The 17,878-nt window shown below is 56.7% G+C and carries 19 protein-coding genes; 8 read left to right on the top strand and 11 right to left on the bottom strand.

The features are described from left to right. Nucleotide 1: 1 nt before the first annotated feature. Nucleotides 2-1,456, top strand: a complete 1,455-nt coding sequence (locus ACFJIU_RS24115) for a cryptochrome/photolyase family protein (protein ID WP_379064287.1) — start codon at nucleotides 2-4, stop codon at nucleotides 1,454-1,456. 95 nt (nucleotides 1,457-1,551) lie between these two features. Here ACFJIU_RS24115 and ACFJIU_RS24110 read toward each other — a convergent pair whose 3' ends face one another. Beyond that, nucleotides 1,552-2,001: an NUDIX domain-containing protein gene (locus ACFJIU_RS24110; RefSeq protein WP_379064285.1), complete on the bottom strand. Its 450-nt coding sequence runs from the start codon at nucleotides 1,999-2,001 to the stop codon at nucleotides 1,552-1,554. A gap of 158 nt (nucleotides 2,002-2,159) precedes the next feature. On the opposite strand from ACFJIU_RS24110, the gene ACFJIU_RS24105 reads away from it, so the two are divergent. Beyond that, on the top strand, nucleotides 2,160-2,303 hold the full coding sequence (locus ACFJIU_RS24105; protein WP_379064283.1) for a hypothetical protein: 144 nt from the start codon (nucleotides 2,160-2,162) through the stop codon (nucleotides 2,301-2,303). 78 nt (nucleotides 2,304-2,381) lie between these two features. Next, nucleotides 2,382-3,407: a ferrochelatase gene (gene hemH, locus ACFJIU_RS24100; protein WP_379064281.1), complete on the top strand. Its 1,026-nt coding sequence runs from the start codon at nucleotides 2,382-2,384 to the stop codon at nucleotides 3,405-3,407. 66 nt (nucleotides 3,408-3,473) lie between these two features. Here hemH and ACFJIU_RS24095 read toward each other — a convergent pair whose 3' ends face one another. The 10 genes from ACFJIU_RS24095 to ACFJIU_RS24050 form a co-directional block, all read right to left on the bottom strand. Further along, complete coding sequence (locus tag ACFJIU_RS24095; RefSeq protein ID WP_379064279.1) at nucleotides 3,474-5,009, bottom strand: cryptochrome/photolyase family protein; 1,536 nt, start codon at nucleotides 5,007-5,009, stop codon at nucleotides 3,474-3,476. Between the two features lie 217 nt (nucleotides 5,010-5,226). Further along, a complete protein-coding gene (locus ACFJIU_RS24090; RefSeq protein WP_379064277.1) occupies nucleotides 5,227-5,727 on the bottom strand; it encodes a CIA30 family protein in 501 nt (166 codons plus the stop codon). A gap of 131 nt (nucleotides 5,728-5,858) precedes the next feature. Continuing rightward, nucleotides 5,859-6,581: an SDR family NAD(P)-dependent oxidoreductase gene (locus tag ACFJIU_RS24085; protein WP_379064275.1), complete on the bottom strand. Its 723-nt coding sequence runs from the start codon at nucleotides 6,579-6,581 to the stop codon at nucleotides 5,859-5,861. Nucleotides 6,582-6,652: 71 nt separating this feature from the next. Continuing rightward, nucleotides 6,653-7,462: a hypothetical protein gene (locus tag ACFJIU_RS24080; protein ID WP_379064273.1), complete on the bottom strand. Its 810-nt coding sequence runs from the start codon at nucleotides 7,460-7,462 to the stop codon at nucleotides 6,653-6,655. Nucleotides 7,463-7,642: 180 nt separating this feature from the next. Continuing rightward, nucleotides 7,643-8,302, bottom strand: a complete 660-nt coding sequence (gene msrQ / locus ACFJIU_RS24075; RefSeq protein ID WP_379064271.1) for a protein-methionine-sulfoxide reductase heme-binding subunit MsrQ — start codon at nucleotides 8,300-8,302, stop codon at nucleotides 7,643-7,645. Beyond that, nucleotides 8,302-9,246 carry a protein-methionine-sulfoxide reductase catalytic subunit MsrP gene (gene msrP, locus ACFJIU_RS24070; RefSeq protein WP_379064269.1) on the bottom strand — a complete coding sequence of 315 codons (945 nt, stop codon included), beginning with the start codon at nucleotides 9,244-9,246 and terminating at the stop codon, nucleotides 8,302-8,304. The genes msrQ and msrP overlap by 1 nt, the downstream gene beginning before the upstream one ends. 201 nt (nucleotides 9,247-9,447) lie before the next feature. After that, a complete protein-coding gene (locus ACFJIU_RS24065; RefSeq protein WP_379064267.1) occupies nucleotides 9,448-9,999 on the bottom strand; it encodes a fasciclin domain-containing protein in 552 nt (183 codons plus the stop codon). 291 nt (nucleotides 10,000-10,290) lie between these two features. Further along, on the bottom strand, nucleotides 10,291-11,511 hold the full coding sequence (locus ACFJIU_RS24060; RefSeq protein ID WP_379064265.1) for a class I SAM-dependent methyltransferase: 1,221 nt from the start codon (nucleotides 11,509-11,511) through the stop codon (nucleotides 10,291-10,293). Beyond that, nucleotides 11,501-12,319, bottom strand: coding sequence for a DUF1365 domain-containing protein (locus tag ACFJIU_RS24055; RefSeq protein WP_379064263.1), 819 nt, complete (start codon nucleotides 12,317-12,319; stop codon nucleotides 11,501-11,503). The genes ACFJIU_RS24060 and ACFJIU_RS24055 overlap by 11 nt, the downstream gene beginning before the upstream one ends. After that, nucleotides 12,319-13,644 carry an NAD(P)/FAD-dependent oxidoreductase gene (locus ACFJIU_RS24050; protein WP_379064261.1) on the bottom strand — a complete coding sequence of 442 codons (1,326 nt, stop codon included), beginning with the start codon at nucleotides 13,642-13,644 and terminating at the stop codon, nucleotides 12,319-12,321. The genes ACFJIU_RS24055 and ACFJIU_RS24050 overlap by 1 nt, the downstream gene beginning before the upstream one ends. Before the next feature lie 231 nt (nucleotides 13,645-13,875). On the opposite strand from ACFJIU_RS24050, the gene ACFJIU_RS24045 reads away from it, so the two are divergent. The 5 genes from ACFJIU_RS24045 (at nucleotide 13,876) to ACFJIU_RS24025 (ending at nucleotide 17,871) form a co-directional block, all read left to right on the top strand. Continuing rightward, the gene (locus ACFJIU_RS24045; RefSeq protein WP_379064259.1) at nucleotides 13,876-14,457 is read left to right on the top strand and encodes a sigma-70 family RNA polymerase sigma factor; all 582 of its coding nucleotides are present in this window, start codon (nucleotides 13,876-13,878) and stop codon (nucleotides 14,455-14,457) included. Continuing rightward, nucleotides 14,454-15,104 carry a ChrR family anti-sigma-E factor gene (locus tag ACFJIU_RS24040; RefSeq protein WP_379064257.1) on the top strand — a complete coding sequence of 217 codons (651 nt, stop codon included), beginning with the start codon at nucleotides 14,454-14,456 and terminating at the stop codon, nucleotides 15,102-15,104. The genes ACFJIU_RS24045 and ACFJIU_RS24040 overlap by 4 nt, the downstream gene beginning before the upstream one ends. Nucleotides 15,105-15,344: 240 nt before the next feature. Next, nucleotides 15,345-16,016, top strand: coding sequence for an alpha/beta hydrolase (locus ACFJIU_RS24035; protein WP_379064255.1), 672 nt, complete (start codon nucleotides 15,345-15,347; stop codon nucleotides 16,014-16,016). Continuing rightward, a complete protein-coding gene (locus ACFJIU_RS24030) occupies nucleotides 16,013-16,843 on the top strand; it encodes a DUF1295 domain-containing protein (protein ID WP_379064253.1) in 831 nt (276 codons plus the stop codon). Before ACFJIU_RS24035 ends, ACFJIU_RS24030 begins: the two co-directional genes overlap by 4 nt. Then, nucleotides 16,843-17,871 (top strand): SAM-dependent methyltransferase, encoded by a 1,029-nt coding sequence (locus ACFJIU_RS24025; RefSeq protein WP_379064251.1) that lies wholly within the window; start codon nucleotides 16,843-16,845, stop codon nucleotides 17,869-17,871. The genes ACFJIU_RS24030 and ACFJIU_RS24025 overlap by 1 nt, the downstream gene beginning before the upstream one ends. Nucleotides 17,872-17,878 lie beyond the last annotated feature (7 nt).

Below are 17,878 nucleotides of genomic sequence, written 5' to 3'. Positions count from 1 at the left end.
AATGGCCGCCGAAACGCCTTTTCCCGAGTCCGAACGTCCTGTTATCGTCTGGTTTCGCGACGATATTCGACTGTGCGACAACCCGGCGCTGACCGCTGCCGCGAACTGTGGCCATAGGATCATCTGCGTCTTCGTGCATGACGAGGAATCCGAGGGGGTGCGCCCGCTCGGTGGCGCGGCGCGATGGTGGCTCCATGGCGCATTGAAGGAATTGGACGATGCGCTGCGCGCCCTTGGCGGTCGTCTTTGCGTCCATAAAGGGGTTGCATCGACGGTCATGCCGCAGCTTGCGGCTGACAGCAACGCGGCGGCAGTCTACTGGAACCGCCGCTATGGAGCTGTCGAGCGCCGCGTCGACGAGGCCGTGAAAGCCACCCTCAAGGCACAGGGGGTCGAGGCGGAAAGCTTCAATGGCCACCTGCTTTACGAGCCGTGGTCGATCAAGACCAAGTCCGGCACCCCGTTCCGTGTTTTTTCCGCATTCTGGCGCGCCGCACATGAGGCCGGCGAGCCTGGCCAGCCACTTGGCGTTCCCTCGCGGATAAACCTGTTCAATGGTTCGTGCAATCAAGCATCAACGGAAGTTGAGCTTATCGATCTGGCGCTTGAGCCGTCATCGCCTGATTGGGCGGGCGGGCTGCGATCATGCTGGCGACGCGGGGAAGCTGGCGCGCAGGCCCAGCTCGAATTTTTTCTGAAAGAGCATTTGAAAGAATACGCAGACCTTCGAGATTTTCCTAACCGATCGGCGACATCGCGACTGTCGCCCTATCTGCGCTTTGGCAACATCTCGCCCCGGCAGCTGTGGCACGCCGCAGAGGCCGCCGCCAATTCGGCCACCAATCCAGGGCTGCATCGAGATCTCGAAAAATTCCGTTCCGAACTGGGCTGGCGCGAGTTTTCATACCACCTGCTCTATTACAATCCACAAATCGCGACTCAAAACCTGCAATCTAAATTTGATGCGATGCCTTGGCGATCAGATGCCGACGTGCTTCGAGCGTGGCAGCTCGGCAAGACGGGCTATCCGATCGTCGATGCCGGCATGCGTGAACTTTGGACCACGGGGTGGATGCACAATCGAGTGCGCATGGTGGTCGCCTCATTTCTGGTCAAGCATTTGCTGATCGACTGGCGCCAGGGCGAGACGTGGTTCTGGGACACGCTTGTCGATGCCGATCCGGCCAACAACGCGGCGAGCTGGCAATGGGTCGCCGGTTCCGGCGCGGACGCCGCGCCTTACTTCCGCGTTTTCAACCCGGTTCTCCAAGGCGAGAAATTCGATCCGGATGGCCGTTATGTCAAACGATGGCTGCCGGAACTGGCCGATGTTTCTCCATCCGTCATCCATCGTCCGTGGCAGCTCGGGAGCAAGGTTGAAGCTTACGCCGGAAGAATCGTCGAACACGATCTGGCCCGTCGACGCGCTCTCGACGCCTTCAAGGGCCTAAGTTGATTAAAGCCGATAAACCGCTCATTCGCGTGACAACATGGTTATTCGCCGCATGCGTGAAGCTATGCTCGTCCAAGGCAAAGCAGCTTAATCCGGTGTCAGCGGCATTCGCTCATCTCAGAGAGAAAGGCAGCGGCCGCTTCGTAGAGATCGCCATGAGCCCAGTCGCTTCTGTTTCCTATCTCGTTTGAAAAAAACACGGCTAAAGCTTCATTGTCTCTCTCGGATTCAACGCAGACGGAACGTTGCGAACGGGCGATGATCAAGTTGTTTTGATATTCGTCGGTTCTAATCGAAACAAACTCTAAAAACGAAGGTTGGAGATAGCAGCCCGTCTCCTCCAGCAATTCGCGTGCGCCTGCTTCCTGCCATGTCTCGCCACGCATCTGATAGCCTCCTGGCAGTCCCAGCAATCCGTAGCCAGGCTGCTTGGCGCGGCGGATTACGAGCAATTCCCTTCTGGCATTGTGGACGAGCACAAAGACGGTTGTCGGCGTGTTGTCGTAAACACGGCGCCCCGCCGTGACCGCTACGGGCAGATCGGCCATGACCAACTATTCCTACGCGCCATTTTCGTCGCCCCGCCGTTTCTCATTGCCGCAATAGGTCACGGCGCGGATATCGCCCGGGTTTGCTTATTCCGTCGCGGCAGTGATCCGCTTGGCTCTTCCACGCGTAGACGTAGCTGGAAATGCAGGAGGCCGAGTTGGACGACATTCAGAAACAAATCGAAAAAATCCGCAAGGCCATTCTGAACCATCCTAAACGTGAGCTTCTCTTTGAGCTGGACACCATGCTTTCGATGGCGCTCGAGGAAGTCAAGCGATTGAAGGCGAACAGGATTATTTAGAGCAGAACGTAAAAGTTTCGTGGGTCAGGCTTGTGTCTATCCTGAGGCTAATTCTTTTTCGCAATGGATCATTGAACCTTGACTGAGAACCTGCCCCCCAACCATCCGACGGTAAAATTCGGCAAAATTGGCGTACTGCTGATTAATTTGGGCACGCCAGATGCTACGGATCCCGCTTCAATACGCCGATATCTCGCAGAATTCCTGACAGATCGTCGTGTCATCGAGTGGTCTCGTTGGCTCTGGTATCCGATACTCTACGGCATCGTGCTGAATACGAGACCCAAAAAAGTCGGGAAAGCCTACGAGACGATTTGGAACAAGGAAAAGGAGGAAAGCTACCTGCGGACTTATACGCGTAGCCAGGCTTTGCAACTCTCCAGCAGACTGTCGGATCTTCCGTCGGTGCAGGTGGAGTGGGCGATGCGTTACGGCCAACCGTCGATACGCAGCAAGATCGAAGAGCTTCAGAAATGCGGCTGCGAAAGGATACTTCTCTATCCTCTTTATCCTCAGTACGCGGCCGCGACGACGGCGACGGTGAATGACGAAAGTTTCAGGGCGCTGATGGATCTTAGATGGCAGCCAGCAATCCGAACGGTGCCGCGATATCATGACGATCTAGTCTATATCGACGCTCTCGCCCATTCGATCGAAAGTCATCTCGCCACTCTGGATTGGGATCCGGAGATCTTGCTGACCTCCTACCACGGTATCCCGATGTCGTATTTTACGAAGGGTGATCCTTATCACTGCCAGTGTCACAAAACGACGAGACTGCTCACGGAACGTCTCGGCTGGAGTAAAAACCGGATAATGGTGACGTTTCAATCGAGGTTCGGTCCGGAAGAATGGCTGCAGCCATACACCGACAAGACCGTCGAGAAACTGGCACGAGAAGGCACAAAAAAAATCGCGGTGATTAATCCGGGTTTTGTTTCCGACTGCCTGGAAACTCTCGAAGAGATCGCGGTGGAGGTGAAGGAAACGTTTCTTCACAGCGGCGGTGAGCGATTCACCCACGTGCCGTGCCTCAATGACGGAACGGACGGCATAAAAGTCATAGAGCATATGGTCCGGAAGGAATTGGCAGGCTGGGTGTAAGGCGTTTTGAGCCAGGGCGCGAATTGTCGCGCACCACGCCGCTCGATGAGCCACAAGGGCTTTTAGTCATAGGCCTTCGATAAACGCGCGCGCTTCCTGCGTGATGATTTTCACGCGTTCTTTTGGCATCCGATCAAGCGTCCGATACGGCATGCCCATCCGGGGATTTTGCTCGAGATAAATGCGGTTCTCGATCAAAAAATTCCAGTAGAGAAAATTGAATGGGCATGCGCCAGGGCCGTTCTTAATCTTGGGATTGTATGCGCAGGTCCCACAATAATCGGACATCCGGTCGATGTAAGCGCCGGACGCAGCATAGGGTTTTGATGCCAGTAAACCGCCGTCGGCGAAAAGAACCATCCCATGCGTATTGGGCAATTCGACCCAGTCGAAGGCATCTGCGTAGACAGCCAGATACCATTCTTCAAGCTCGGCCGGACGGACCCCTATAAGCAGGGCGAAGTTGCCGGTGATCATCAGTCGCTGGATGTGATGAGCGTAGGCGTTTCGCCGGGTATCGGCTATCGCTGTAGCAAGACAGTTCATGTCGGTTTCGCCTGACCAGTAGAACCAGGGCAGCGACCGGACTGCGCCAAGAGCGTTGGTTTCGGCATAATGTGGCATCTTTAGCCAGTAGATTCCGCGAACATATTCGCGCCATCCGAGAATTTGCCGGATGAACCCTTCGACTGCATTGATCGGCGCATCACCACGACGAAAGGCGTTCTCAGCCGCAGCACAGACTTCGTGCGGACTCAACAAGCCGATGTTCAAGTAGGGCGAAATCAACGCATGAAAGAGGAATGGCTCGTGAATCGCCATTGCGTCCTGATGGTCGCCGAAGAGGGGAAGTGCCTCAGAGATAAAAATATCTAGCGTCGCGAGTGCCTGTTTTCGAGTGACCGCCCATGCGAAGTCTTCGAGATCGCCAAAGTGATCCGCGAAACGCAGCGCAACCATTGACAGAATTTCGCGAGTGATAGCATCCGGTTTTGAACCGAACCGTTCTAGGATTTTGAGCGTGTCCGGCAACTTTTTGCGGTTGTCGGCATCGAAATTCCATTGACCGCCGCAAGGGTTGTCACCCTCCATCAATATGCCGGTTCGACGACGCATTTCCCGATAGAAATACTCCATGCGATAGGTCTTGCGGCCATTCGCCCATGCTCGAAACTGATCCATAGAGCAAAAAAAGCGATTATCTTCTCGAACATCGACAGGTAAATCGAGCTGTTCGGGCCAGCAGTCCATCATTTTTCGCACGCGCCATTCGCCGGGCTCGGTAACCACGACGCGATCTGGCTTGTGACGGGCAGCCGCCCGGACCAATTCCCCGGTAAAAGAGCCGGAGTTCGCCTTGTCGTCTAGGCAGACGTACTCAACCCTGACGCCGCGTTCACGCAATTCGTCTGCAAAATGCCTCATGGCAGACAAGATGAAGGCGATCTTCTGTTTGTGATGTCGAACGTATGTCGTCTCGTCGGCGACCTCGGCCATGAGCACCACGTCTTCCCCAGGGTCAAACCCCCGCAGCGAAGAGATGTCATGGCTAAGTTGATCGCCGAGGATGAGGACGATTGTCTTCGTCTTTGCTACTTTCATCGCGACCGATCAGTCGCTATGTCCATTGCCTCGCCAGCGGCGATATGGGTGTCGCGACTGAGCAGACAGAGAGTTCTTAACGACGGTATTTCCAGGGCGATCGAGCGGCCACATACACGCATTGATTTTGTCCTTCGGTTTCGCAGCCGTTAACTTACTGTCGCCTTGGTGGCGCGTGTGATTATGCTGTTATTCGTCGGTCGGTCCCATGCCACGATCAGATGGCTCGCGACCTCAAAACCGCTTGTTTTCCCTTGATATCTTCTCCGTGATCAAAGCCATGAGAAACGTCGCGAATATATCTCAGACCACCGATAGCCAGATCACAACGAAATGGGCGGCCTATTGCGACTAACCCGACACGCTTCAACCGATGTGTATCAAGTGGAATAGCGGTGCGGTAGGGAGCAAAAGCGCTAAACCGCAGAACTACTGTCCGCCAATCTGGATATGCCGTAAATTCCTGGCGGTACGACTGCCAGGGTCTTTCCAGATAGTCTGTTCTCAGATGAACGTTGTAGACCTCGCCGTTGCCGAACACGTCTATCGCAATCCCGTCCCAGCCACTTGCATCCACAACATGGGCTGTCGGAGAGAGATCGAGGGAGGCCTGAACAAATCCTCCGTTGTTTTCCAGGTGGACGTCGCCGCGCATACGGATGGCGGACCGGCCTGCAACTTCCTCGCGGGCCATCACTGCTTGGGAAATTCCGCCCATGACTGCGTCTGTAAAAAGCTTCCACGCGCTGCCAATCGTAGCGGCTGGTGGCTCTCTGCTGAGGTCATCTATTATAGCGGTCGCAGGCAACATATTTCCGTCTCTACCTGTGTGGGCGCGCGTGGGCTAACTTAACCCTTGGTCCGCAGTCGAGAGCGTCCGCCATCCACTCCTATCACTTGTCCTGTTATCCAGCCGGCTTTTGGTGTCAGAAGGAAATCAGCAATTGCGGCAATATCGTCAGGCTCACCCAAACGGCGCATCGCATGCAATTGTGCAATGGCGTCAGCCATTTGAGGCGATTTGGTCAAGGATTCCGAAAGCGGCGTCTTGGTCAACGAGGGCGCCACGCAGTTAACGCGGATTGTAGGCGATAGTTCGGCGGCCAGCGCGATAGTCAGCCCTTCGACAGCCGCCTTTGCCATGGAGACGGATGCATGAGAAGGAAATCCCTGCGAGGCGGCGACCGAGGAGAACAAAATCACTGAAGCCGTACTGCTCTGTTTGAGACTCGGGAGATGGTTCTTTATCGCGAGCGCTGCCCCGACGGCGTTGAGCCGGAAGTCGCGTACGAAGTCATCGTCGGTCAGGCGGCCGATCGGCCTCAGGTTTATCGATCCTATCGCGTAAACGAGACCATCGATGGAACCGCGAACTTCCGAAGCGACACGCTCGAAACTGCCCGGAGCCAGCACGTCAACAGCCGTAAATGTTGCTCCGGATTCCACCGCAAGTTTTTGAAGCTTGCTGGTGTCGCGCCCGACGAGATGGACACTCTCACCCCGGGCGTTTATGCGTCCGAGAATAGCCGTACCGATGCCGCCTGAACCGCCGTAAATAATCGTCGTCGCCATTAGATTTCTCTCTCCTGAGCCTGGTGCGATTTCACCACCATCAAAACTGTTCGCGCTCCGTCACTCCTTGGTCAGGTGTTTCTGCATTGGCAGACATCTCGGGAATTGCACGATCTCGGAATGCGAACGATCGCGTCGGTCCATGAAGCATCGATACGGTCGATACAGGATTCACTGAATTCAGTGATCTTTTTCCAGTACCGGCCGTCTTCGACGAAGTAGCCCAAATTGGCCTCGAGCGACTTTGCGGCGGCTTCGGCCTCCCGAACGACCAGTCCTGAGAATATCTCGTACAACGCTCTGATGCGACGCGTGGTCAGGCGCGAAAGTGTCGCCAGTGTCGTACGCGGAAGAGTCAATCTGCTCCGAGGGAGGTTGGAAAGATTAAGGCAGATGGTTCCTGCTCGCAGGGCTGTCACGAACAGACGGCTTGACTTCGCTTCAAGAGAACGCAGCGTGACGTCTTGCCGAAGTGGATCAGCCGTTCCATTGCCGTAGAAATGGGTGCGTCCCACTTCGGAGTAAATCATGTCACAGCCAAGAAAGACGAGAACGTCTGGCTTCAAAGCATGAAGCGCCCAATAAGCAGCAGTAAATGCCATGGTCCCGCCCGCGTAAACGAAACCACCGAATTCGTTCTGCGCAGGAACAAATTCGTCTGACGTGATCCTCAAGGCAGATGTTGACTGCGTGGCGGGTAAACGCTCACTTGGGAAATCGTCAGGATATATCAAATAATCCCAATCGTCGCGGATCACCCACGCATTGTTTATGGCTACAATCGATGCAATTGCGGAACGATCCCACTCACGAACTTCCAGAGCATCAGGTGCGCTGCCGAGTACAAGAACGACATTGGGCGTGTGCTCTATCGTTTTCATTGCACCGAGCGCTAATTAAACATTTTTCTAATTTCTGCAGCTTTATACGCCAAATCTAGGGCTCTGGATCTCATGTCCCCTACGCCACGGAGCTGGACGGTTCTCGATTGTCGAGAGACTGCAGGTTGTCGGAAGCAATGCTTTCATACCATCGGCTGGAGTGGCACGATGGTGGGCAATTTAGTTTGGGGCAGCCGAAGGGAGATGCTGCCCCTGCTTTCGTATGCCGGACTTTTTTCTACGTTTCAGAGCGGGCCGGGCAATTCGGTATAACAGGAGCAGCGAAATTAATGTCAAATAGATATACTGCTGCGACGACAAAACCTTCGTCGCAAGATAAAAATGGAACCCTCCGCATAGAGCGACAAAGTAAACGAGCCGGTGAAGCAGTGCCCAGTTCGTTCCCATCCTGCGAATGGATAAGCTGTTGGATGTGATCGCGAGCGGCATCAGTATAGCGAATCCCGCCATTCCGAACATAATGAAGGGTCGCTTCATGACATCCGCTATTACGGCGTGCAGTACCAATTCTTGGTCTAATACCAGATAGACGGTGAAATGAAATAGCACGTAGTAAAAGCACAATAAGCCAAGCGCTCTCCGATAGCGTATGAGGTTCAATCCGAAAATCTCGCGCAGTGGTGAGACGGTTAGCGTAAGAATCAGAAATCGCACCGCCCAAACACCGAGAAACAGCTCGAACGTTTTTACCGGATCAGCTCCAAGATTACCCGTGGCGCCAAGATAAAATTGCCATGCCGCAGGCAAGAGCCCTGCCAGATAGAGCAGCCAGATGGCCTTGCCGTTCCAGCGACGCCTCAGAATGACAGTTGAGATCATCAGAAATTCGCCTTGAGGTCCATGCCGTTGTAAAGGCTAGCCACCTCCTCGCCATAGCCGTTGAAAATCTCTGTCGGAATCCGATTTGAACTGAAGAAACCGCCATTTCCGATGCGCCTTTCGGTCGCCTGGCTCCATCGCGGATGAGGTACGTTCGGATTCACGTTCGCATAGAATCCATATTCATTGGGGGCCGTCGTGTTCCAGGTATTCGAGGGCTGTTTGTCGGTCAGGCTGATGCGAACGATCGACTTGATGCCTTTGAAGCCGTATTTCCAAGGCACGACGAGACGGATGGGAGCTCCATTCTGATTGGGCAGTGTTTCGCCATAAATGCCGACTGCCAGAATCGTGAGTGGGTGACGCGCCTCGTCGAGCCTCAACCCTTCGACATACGGCCACGCCAACGATTGGAACAACCCCTTTTGGCCTGGCATTTCGTCTGGCCGCACCACAGTCTCGAATGCAACATATTTCGCGCTGCCCAGGGGCTCAACCTTGTCGAGAAGCGCCGCCAGCGGAAAGCCATCCCATGGAATGACCATCGACCAAGCCTCGACGCAGCGCATCCGATAAACTCGTTCCTGCAGCGGAAACATCGTCATAATGTCTTCAAAACCAAAGGTCGTCGGTCGGGCTACCATGCCATCGACCTTGATGGTCCACGGAAGCGGCTTAAAGGCCGCGGAGTTGCGTGAAGGATCTGATTTATCCAAACCGAACTCGTAGAAGTTATTGTAGGTGGTTACATCGGTTCTGGGCGTCAGCTTGTCGGCAACGGTGTACTCCGCTTTCGCGGCGGATATAGGCGCTGAGGCCGCCACCGCGGGTACAATCGACGCGACAGCGGCTCCCGCGCCATAGGAAATAAACGACCTCCGAGAGAGCCATACATCTTTGGCGGTGATATATGATGTCGGAATCTTGGGCGGGCGATAGGTCATCGACATCTCCGGGAAATATTAGTCTAGGGGCATGGGGTCGTTCATAGCGACAGAAATGGATAAGTGTCGCGGGTTAAGTACCAGATGCGCAATGATGAGCATCAAGCTCAATACTCTCGCTACGCCACGATGATACGCAGATGATCAAATCAAAATGGGCGGTGCCCCATCATTGGGAGCACCGCCCACGGCTCACGCGGCTTATTTCGGCAAGAGAACAGCGTTGACGACGTGGATGACGCCATTTGATTGCATCACATCCGGGATGGTCACCTCTGCAGCGCCACCAGATTCATCGATGATGTAGACATGCTTACCTTTCAGTTCGGCTGTCAGCGAATCTCCGCTCACCGTCGTCATGTTATACTTGCCGCCATTCTTCTTGATGTCGCTTATAAGATCCTCCGCAGTGACCTTTCCGGGGACGACATGCGCAGTAAGGATCTTTACCAGCTTGTCCTTGTTTTCCGGCTTGAGAAGCGTATCGACAGTCCCCTTAGGGAGTTTTGCGAAGGCTTCGTTGGTCGGTGCGAACACGGTGAATGGCCCCGGTCCTTCGAGCGTCTTCACGAGACCGGCTGCTTTGACAGCCGCTACAAGCGTCGTGTGGTCCTTCGAGTTGACCGCGTTCTCGACGATGTTCTTGCTGGCGTACATTGGCGCGCCGCCTACCATCGGATTGGCCGCATAAGCGGTTCCAGACATTGCAAGTGCCATCGAAAACATAGCGGCTTTCAACAATTTCATGGTCATGGAGTCCTCCTTGTTTCGCTGTCATCTGACAGAACTTTGTACGAAGGAGCCTGCGTTGTGGATTTCCCATTCACGCAAAGTTGAGTTGCGGCGTGCCGACCATCGGCATCGAGCCTCGCAATCGTTGCCTTTCTCGGCGTCAGGACCGCGTCGCGCGAAAACGGCAGTCGCACAAATGCCTGAAGCCCGTTTGCTGCAGGCTTGTTCTGGTAATCCGTCGTAGCCTTTTTGCGCCCGGGTGGGAGCAGACCGTGAGCTCACCCAGGAAGTTATGCTTTTCCATCCAAACCGTCAGCTTTTGGTGAAAACAAAAAAGCCAACATCGATGGTGACTGTCCTGAAGCCAGCCTCGCAGTAGCAGAGGTAATAGTCCCAGAGCCGACGGAAGCGCTCTGGAAAACCCATTTCGACGATGTCTGGCCATGACGCCAGGAAGCGTTTGCGCCACTCGGAAAGTGTGGCCGCATAGCTCTGGCCGAACATTTGCGTCGAAACCAGCTTGAGCCCGGCCTGCGCGCCTTGTTCGGCAATGATCGCTTTGGTCGGAAGCATTCCTCCCGGAAAAATGTGACGCTGAATAAAATCGGGCGAACCGCGGTAGGCCTCATAGCGCGCCTCGTCGATCGTGATCACCTGTAGAACGGCTTTGCCGCCGACGTTCAGGCGCTCATGCAGAGTTTCAAAGTAAGCTGGCCAGTAAGCTTCGCCGACCGCCTCCAACATTTCGATTGATACGATCCTGTCATAGGAACCGTCGACGTCGCGATAGTCGGTCAATTGCAAGTTCACTCTGTCGACCAGCGTTTCCTGTTCCACGCGTTTTCGAGCATAAGCCAGTTGCTCGGTCGATAAGGTAACGCCGGTAACGTGGGAAGCTGCGCGAGCCAATCTCATGGCCAAGGTGCCCCAGCCGCAACCAATTTCGAGAACGTTCTCGCCGCCTCGAAGGTCCAGGAGTTCTTCTACTCGTGACAGCTTGGCTTCCTGGGCTTCTTCGAGCGTCTGGTTTGGCTGCGCATAGAGCGCCGATGAATAGGTCATGCTCCGATCGAGCCAGCACTCGTAAAAGGCGTTGCCGAGATCATAGTGGAAAGAAATGTTTTTCCGGCTGCCAGCCCTGCTGTTTGGGCGCAAAACATGCCGAATGCGATTAAGCACGCGGGCCGGCCAGAAGCCGGAAATACTGCCATCGAGCACCGCGATGTTTCGCGCCGCCAGCTCCAGTAGTGCGACGAGATCCGGGCTCGACCAATCACCGTCGATGTAGGATTCTGCAAAGCCTAGATCTCCGTGGCTGAGGAGCCGCCGGATTGCTCGCCAGTCATGGATGATAAGCGTCGCGGACGGTCCAGACCGCGCGGCAGAATGCTCGATACGATCACCGGATGGCAGCACGATGGTGATGTGGCCGCAATCGATCCGCGCGATCATTCGGCCGAGCAAATGAGCGACCAGGCTTTCTCTGGGCCTTTTAAAGCCGCTCAAGGTTCTCGTCTTGATGTCAAACGTCATGCACGCTTCTCTTCTCTCGACTGCTTTCAGGGGTTGCTCCGCGCCCTATGGTGACGGACCGATCCGGTGCGGCGGGCCGCGGATAGAGACGGATCCCCTTCAGCCAGATCAGCAGTGCTTCCCAATAGATGCCCGTGATGACTTTGAACGTCAGCAGCGGATAGACGATGAACGCGCGGGCTAGAGAGGCGTCTGACAAATCCTGCCTGACAGCGGTCAGCTTGGCGATAATGAGCGGTCCATCGTCATCGCGACCGATAACCGAAACCGACAAATCCTTTCCCGGAGGCACGATAGAGAAGGAATAGATCATGTCGATGGTCATAAAGGGCGAGACATAAAAGGATTTTTGGCTTTCTTGCCGCACCGGCCCAGTTATGCCGGGAGCTACCGGAATGAGGTAGTTATGGCGCTGCCCAAAGGTGTTGTTCACCTCGTAGAAGATCGCTGACAGTGAGCCGTCGCGCCTATGACAAAAATAGATGCTGAGCGGATTGAAGGCGTATCCAAGGATGCGCGGCATGGTGAGCAGCCGGATCGGCCCACCCGTTTCGATGCCGGCTTCATCCAGATGATGGATGATCTTGTCGCGTGGCGATTGTGTCGACCCCTCGCCGTGATCGCGATCATGGAAGCTGAAGAGGTTGAAGCGATTGTGCGAGAAAAAGCGAAGTCTGTTCGCCAGTGCGTCGATTTCGTCGAGATCGAGCAACAGATAGAAGATGCTGTAGCGCAGGCGGTGCTCGCGCGGCCGTAACCTGTGGTGCATCACTGAGCCAGCGTAGAGCGCCGAGTTGAAGCCCGACATCAGGCGGCCTCCATCTCCGGCAGGCCGGCCTCGCTGACCTGTACATGGATGCGTCCGGATTCGTCCGGAACCGTCCAGGGTCGTCGCATGCCTCCGAGGGCTTCGGCGACCGCGAGGCCGGCCTGCAGCCCATCTTCGTGAAACCCTGCGCCGAAATAGGAGCCGCAGAACCATGTGTTGCGCCGGCCCTGCAACGACCAAAGCTCCTTTTGCGCCTGCATTGCCCGGGCGTCGAAACGGGGATGACTGTAGCTCATTCGCTTGAGGACCGCGTCGGGTGCGATCTCGCGGTGAGGGTTGAGCGTTACGAACAGCGGCCGCTTGCTTTCGATTCCCTGAAGACGGTTCATCCAGTAGGTGACGGCAAGCCTGCGACCGTCATGGTCATCCCTGGTCATATAGTTCCAGCTCGACCAGACCCGCTGCCGTTGCGGCATCAGGCGTGCGTCGGAGTGAAGGACGGTGTCGTTCACAATGTACTCGAACGCGCCGAGAACACGCTGTTCCTCGGGGCTCGGATCGGCAAGCATCTCCAGCGCCTGGTCCGCATGCGTGGCAATGACAACTTTATCAAAGTGGCGGCGATGACCATCAAGCCCGATGATTTCGGCGCCCTTTGCAGTACTGGCAATCGTCTTGATCGGATAGTCGGTCACCACTTCGGGTATGGCTTCGCGAAGCACCCGCACGTAGGAGCGGCTGCCGCCGACCACTGTCCGCCAAGCCGGGCGGCCAGTAAGCTTCAGAAGACCGTGCGTCTGGCAAAATCGAATGAACGAAGCCGCGGGATAGGCACCGATTTTCGCGGCCGGGGTCGACCAGATGGCCGCCGCCATCGGATAGAGATGGTCGTTACGGAATCCATCGCCGTAGCCCGCTGCGTCGAGGTATTCATCGAGGGTTATCATGCCCAGCGCCGCAACGTTTCGCGGCGCTTCACGATAGAAGCGGACGAGGTCGCGCAACATCATCCAGAATCGCGGGCTGATCGCGTTCCGGCCTTGCGCGAAAAGCCCCAGCAATCCGGTGCCGGAATATTCGAGACGGCCGTCGTCGAGGGAAACGGCAAACGACATGTCTGACCGCTTGGTGGCGACGCCGATGTGCTCGAACAGAGCCGTCAGGTTCGGATAGGTGGTTTCGTTGAAGACGATAAAGCCGGTGTCCACCGCAAGGCCTGCAGCATCGACCGTGTGACTATGTCCACCCAAACGGTTATCGGATTCGAAGAGAGTGACCCGGTGGCTTTTTGCCAGCAGCCATGCGGCGGACAGCCCGGAAATGCCGCTGCCCACGACAGCGACGTCGAGGCCTTGATCAGCCACCCGGTTAGGTTCCCACCCGTTACGTCCGTCCGTTGTTGCAATCTTTCCATTCAAAGGATTTCCCTCCGCGCGCCAAACTGCCAATATTTACGGAACTTGGCGTCCGATAGATCACTCCTGGCGTGATCCGATTACAGGGCGCGGGCGTATGAAGGGCAAATGGATGCAGCGAGCTTATATTTTGGAACTAGGATTGCGCGGCAGGTCCGTCCGGCAGCGAGGCTGGTTGTCTTGAACGAGGCAAGGCAAAAAGATGTGCTGCCGTCTCCTGAGGAACTTATCGGTCTCATCGGCGCGGTTGCGCGGAAGCATGACCGGAATGCCTTCGCGCAACTTTTCGGGTATTTCGCGCCTCGCGTCAAAAGCTTCCTCATGCGATCGGGCCTTGAAGATGCCGCCGCGGAGGAAGTGGCCCAGGAGGTCATGATAGCGGTATGGCGAAAAGCGTCCTATTTCGATCCCGGTAAAGCCGGCGCGTCGACTTGGGTGTTTACGATTGCCCGCAATCAAAGGATCGACCGTCTGCGCCGCATGCGATCTCGGACTGCCGATAATCTTCTGGATCCGACTGATGAACCCGAGATGCCGCCTTCGGGTGAAGATATCGCCATCGTTGCCGAACGGGAGGAAGGGGTGCGCAAGGCGTTGGAAAGCCTGCCGATCGATCAGTCAACCATTGTGCGGCTGTCGTTCTTTGCCGAGAAGCCGCATGCGGAGATTGCAAGAGAGCTGGGCATTCCTCTCGGCACCGTAAAATCCCGTGTGCGGCTCGCATTGAATCGGCTTCGGACCCTTTTGGACAGCGATATATGACGATCAAGCATCACCCAAGCTATGAAACGCTGATGCGTATGGCGGCCGGCGCATTGGGCGCAGGTCCTGCGCTTGTCGTTTCCGTCCATCTCGAAGGATGTGCGGTCTGCCGCAACCATATGGCGCACTTTGAGGCCGTTGGCGGCGCGATCCTGGATGAGACGACACCCGCTCCGCTAGCAGCGGATTTGTTCGGACGCACCATGGAGCGTCTTGAGGTTATCCAACAATTGCAGACCAAAGAGCGGCCCGTGAACAAGCACCCGGAATTGGGAATCGAACTCCCACGGGCGATGCAGCACTGCGAGGTCGGACCGTGGAAATGGCTGGGGCCAGGCTTCAAATGGAGCAAGGTCAAGATTCCCGGTAGCCCTGACGAAAAAGTCATGCTGCTGAAAGGCAGGGCGGGGCTTCATCTGCCGGCTCATGGGCATACCGGCCTCGAATTCATGCAAATTCTGTCTGGATCGCTGGCCGACGAGCGTGGCCGATATTTTCCTGGGGATCTGGACGAGGCCGACGACGATGTGGATCATCGGCCTGTCGTCGGGCAGGAATCGGACTGCGTGTGTCTTGCCGCGCTGGAAGGCGATACGCGCCTTCACGGATTGCTCGGCCGCCTTCTTCGTCCGATCGTGGGTTTCTGATCTATGGCCGTGGCAGTATCGATGGCCAAAGCGCCGCAAAAAGTGACCGGCGAATGAAAGCGTTTCCGTCGGCGGTCGATTTTTTGAACGCAATCGCCAGGATCAGTGCAACGCGCGCGCATCAAGGTATCCGTTACGGGCGCTGCCCGCGCCATGTCCTTGATATCTATCCGGCCGCCACGGACGGACCATCTCCGGTCATTGTCTTCTTTTACGGAGGCGGCTGGGAAGAAGGGGAGCGTGGCGACTATTTTTTTTGTCGGATCGGCGTTGGCCGCCCGAGGCTTTACGACCGCCATTCCCGATTACCGGGTTTTCCCGGAAGTTTGCTTTCCCGGCTTCCTCGAAGATGGGGCTGAGGCGATGCGCTGGACGGTTGATCATATTGCGGAGTTCGGGGGCGATCCTCATCGCGTCATCGCCATGGGCCATTCCGCCGGCGCCCATATCGCCGCCATGCTGGCCTTCGATCGCAAATGGCTTCTTGGGCTTGGTCTCGATGCAAGCGTCGACCTGAGCGCCATGATCGGCCTCGCCGGTCCCTATGACTTTCTCCCGCTTCACAGCCGGACGCTGAAACAGATCTTTGGGCCGGAAAACTGCCTCGGCGATACACAGCCGATCAACTTCGTGGATGCGTTTGCTCCGCCGGCGTTTTTGGCGACAGGAAAGAATGATCGGACCGTCGAGCCCGGCAACACGATCCGACTCACCGAACGCATAAGATGCGTCGGCGGCGAGGCTGAAACGAAGCTCTACGACCGTGTAAACCACCGCACGCTGATCGGCGCGTTTGCGGGTCCGTTGCGCTTCCTGGCGCCGGTTCTCGATGATGTCGCGGATTTTGCGCTCAAACATACCCATCAACAATCACTTCACGGCTTGCCGACAGCGCAGGGCAGGAGCGCATGACCGCGCCGATCGTAATTATCGTACTCGCGGTTTGCCTCTCGGCGACTATGATCGGCGCCTGGCTTATTGCGCTTCGGACGGGTCGGTCGGGCTGGATCGACGCGATCTGGTCTTTCGCAACCGGCGCGTTTGGCGCGGCAGCGGCCCTTGTCCCGTTTGCCGATGCCGAGATGACAGTCCGTCAGGTGCTTGTTGCCGTGCTGGCGCTCCTCTGGTCACTGCGACTTGGCATTCACATCACGGCGCGCACCGCTCGTAGTGGCGATGACCCGCGCTACGGCCAATTGCGTGAAGAGTGGGGGAAAGCCTTCAACACTCGCCTGTTCTGGTTTCTGCAGATACAGGCGCTGGCCGCGCTAGTGCTCGCGCTGTCGATCATGCTCGCGGCCCATAATCCGGCGCCCGGTCTCAGATTTTTCGATTGGCTCGGTGTCGCCGTCCTGATCGTGGCAGTCGCCGGCGAGGCGCTTGCCGACCGACAGCTCTCGGATTTTCGCTCGGATCCTGCGAACAAGGGCAAGGTCTGCGACGTCGGGCTTTGGGGTCTCTCACGCCACCCGAACTATTTTTTCGAGTGGCTGGGCTGGCTCACCTACGCCGTCATCGCGGTCGACCTCACCGGCGCCTATCCCCAGGGCTGGCTGGCACTCGCTAGCCCACTGCTGATGTATTGGCTCCTTGTTCACGCCTCAGGCATTCCGCCGCTCGAGGCGCATATGCTGCGCTCCCGCGGCAGAATCTTCCGGGAATACCAGCAACGCGTCAACGCATTCTGGCCCGGTCCGCAAAACGTTGCGGGCGCTACTAGCACAGATAGAGAACCCTGATGAGCCTAATTTCCTTGACAATACGCGCCGCCGAACGCGCCCCGCTTCCCGACCCATTGGCGCGCATGGGCATCGAGTTCCTGGTCGGGCGCACGAAGCGGAAGCTGGACGCAGAATCCGGTCGGGAGGAAGAAGAGTTCGCGTCGGCCATGGGCGAACATCAAATCGCCGAACATGCGGACGCCGCCAACCGGCAGCACTACGAGCTGCCGCCCGAATTCTTCGCCCTCACGCTCGGGCCGCACCGCAAATATTCCTGCTGTCTTTATCCGACGGGCGTGGAGACGTTGGCCGAAGCGGAACTTCTGGCACTTGAGGAAACCGTTGCGCACGCCGATCTCGCCGACGGACAATCGATCCTGGAACTTGGTTGCGGCTGGGGCTCGCTGACACTGTTCATGGCCGAGCGCTTTCCTCGTTCGACCATCACAGCTGTCTCGAATTCCGTGCCGCAGCGGCGCTATATCGAGGCGCAGGCAGCCGAGCGCGGTCTCGCCAATGTCCGTGTCATCACCGCTGATATGAACGCCTTCATGGCCGACGGGATGTACGACAGGATCGTCTCGGTCGAGATGTTTGAACATATGTCGAACTGGAAAGGGCTCCTTGGCCGCGTCAGGATGTGGTTGGAACCCGAGCGGGGGCGGCTGTTCATTCACGTCTTCAGCCACAAGAGCAGCCCCTACCGGTTTGATCACAAGAACGAGGCTGACTGGATCGCCCAGCATTTCTTCACCGGCGGCATCATGCCGAGCCACGGCTTGCTCAGACATTTTCCCGACTGCTTTGCGGTTGAACAGGATTGGCGGTGGAGCGGGCTTCACTACAAGAAGACGGCGATGGACTGGCTCGCGCGCTTCGATGCAAACCGCGCGCAGATCGATCACATCCTGAGCGAGGTCTACGGTTCCGATGCCGCCCTCTGGGGACAGCGCTGGCGTCTTTTCTATCTGGCGACGGCGGGGCTGTTCGGGCACGCCGGCGGTGAGGAGTGGGGCGTGAGCCACTATCTCCTGCGCCCGGCATAGTGCGCGG

This window comes from Mesorhizobium sp. UC74_2 (assembly GCF_042701485.1).
Classification (GTDB): Bacteria; Pseudomonadota; Alphaproteobacteria; order Rhizobiales; family Rhizobiaceae; genus Mesorhizobium.
The sequence above is the reverse complement of the archived record's forward strand: the minus strand, read 5'-3'. Positions and strand labels throughout refer to the sequence as shown.

Coding starts and splice junctions, on each gene's coding strand:
- ACFJIU_RS24115 (WP_379064287.1), top strand. CDS start 2: ATGGCCGCCGAAACGCCTTTTCCCGAGTCCGAACGTCCTGTTATCGTC.
- ACFJIU_RS24110 (WP_379064285.1), bottom strand. CDS start 2,001: ATGGCCGATCTGCCCGTAGCGGTCACGGCGGGGCGCCGTGTTTACGAC.
- ACFJIU_RS24095 (WP_379064279.1), bottom strand. CDS start 5,009: ATGAAAGTAGCAAAGACGAAGACAATCGTCCTCATCCTCGGCGATCAA.
- ACFJIU_RS24090 (WP_379064277.1), bottom strand. CDS start 5,727: ATGGGCGGAATTTCCCAAGCAGTGATGGCCCGCGAGGAAGTTGCAGGC.
- ACFJIU_RS24085 (WP_379064275.1), bottom strand. CDS start 6,581: ATGGCGACGACGATTATTTACGGCGGTTCAGGCGGCATCGGTACGGCT.
- ACFJIU_RS24080 (WP_379064273.1), bottom strand. CDS start 7,462: ATGAAAACGATAGAGCACACGCCCAATGTCGTTCTTGTACTCGGCAGC.
- msrQ (WP_379064271.1), bottom strand. CDS start 8,302: ATGATCTCAACTGTCATTCTGAGGCGTCGCTGGAACGGCAAGGCCATC.
- msrP (WP_379064269.1), bottom strand. CDS start 9,246: ATGACCTATCGCCCGCCCAAGATTCCGACATCATATATCACCGCCAAA.
- ACFJIU_RS24065 (WP_379064267.1), bottom strand. CDS start 9,999: ATGACCATGAAATTGTTGAAAGCCGCTATGTTTTCGATGGCACTTGCA.
- ACFJIU_RS24060 (WP_379064265.1), bottom strand. CDS start 11,511: ATGACGTTTGACATCAAGACGAGAACCTTGAGCGGCTTTAAAAGGCCC.
- ACFJIU_RS24055 (WP_379064263.1), bottom strand. CDS start 12,319: ATGTCGGGCTTCAACTCGGCGCTCTACGCTGGCTCAGTGATGCACCAC.
- ACFJIU_RS24040 (WP_379064257.1), top strand. CDS start 14,454: ATGACGATCAAGCATCACCCAAGCTATGAAACGCTGATGCGTATGGCG.
- ACFJIU_RS24030 (WP_379064253.1), top strand. CDS start 16,013: ATGACCGCGCCGATCGTAATTATCGTACTCGCGGTTTGCCTCTCGGCG.
- ACFJIU_RS24025 (WP_379064251.1), top strand. CDS start 16,843: ATGAGCCTAATTTCCTTGACAATACGCGCCGCCGAACGCGCCCCGCTT.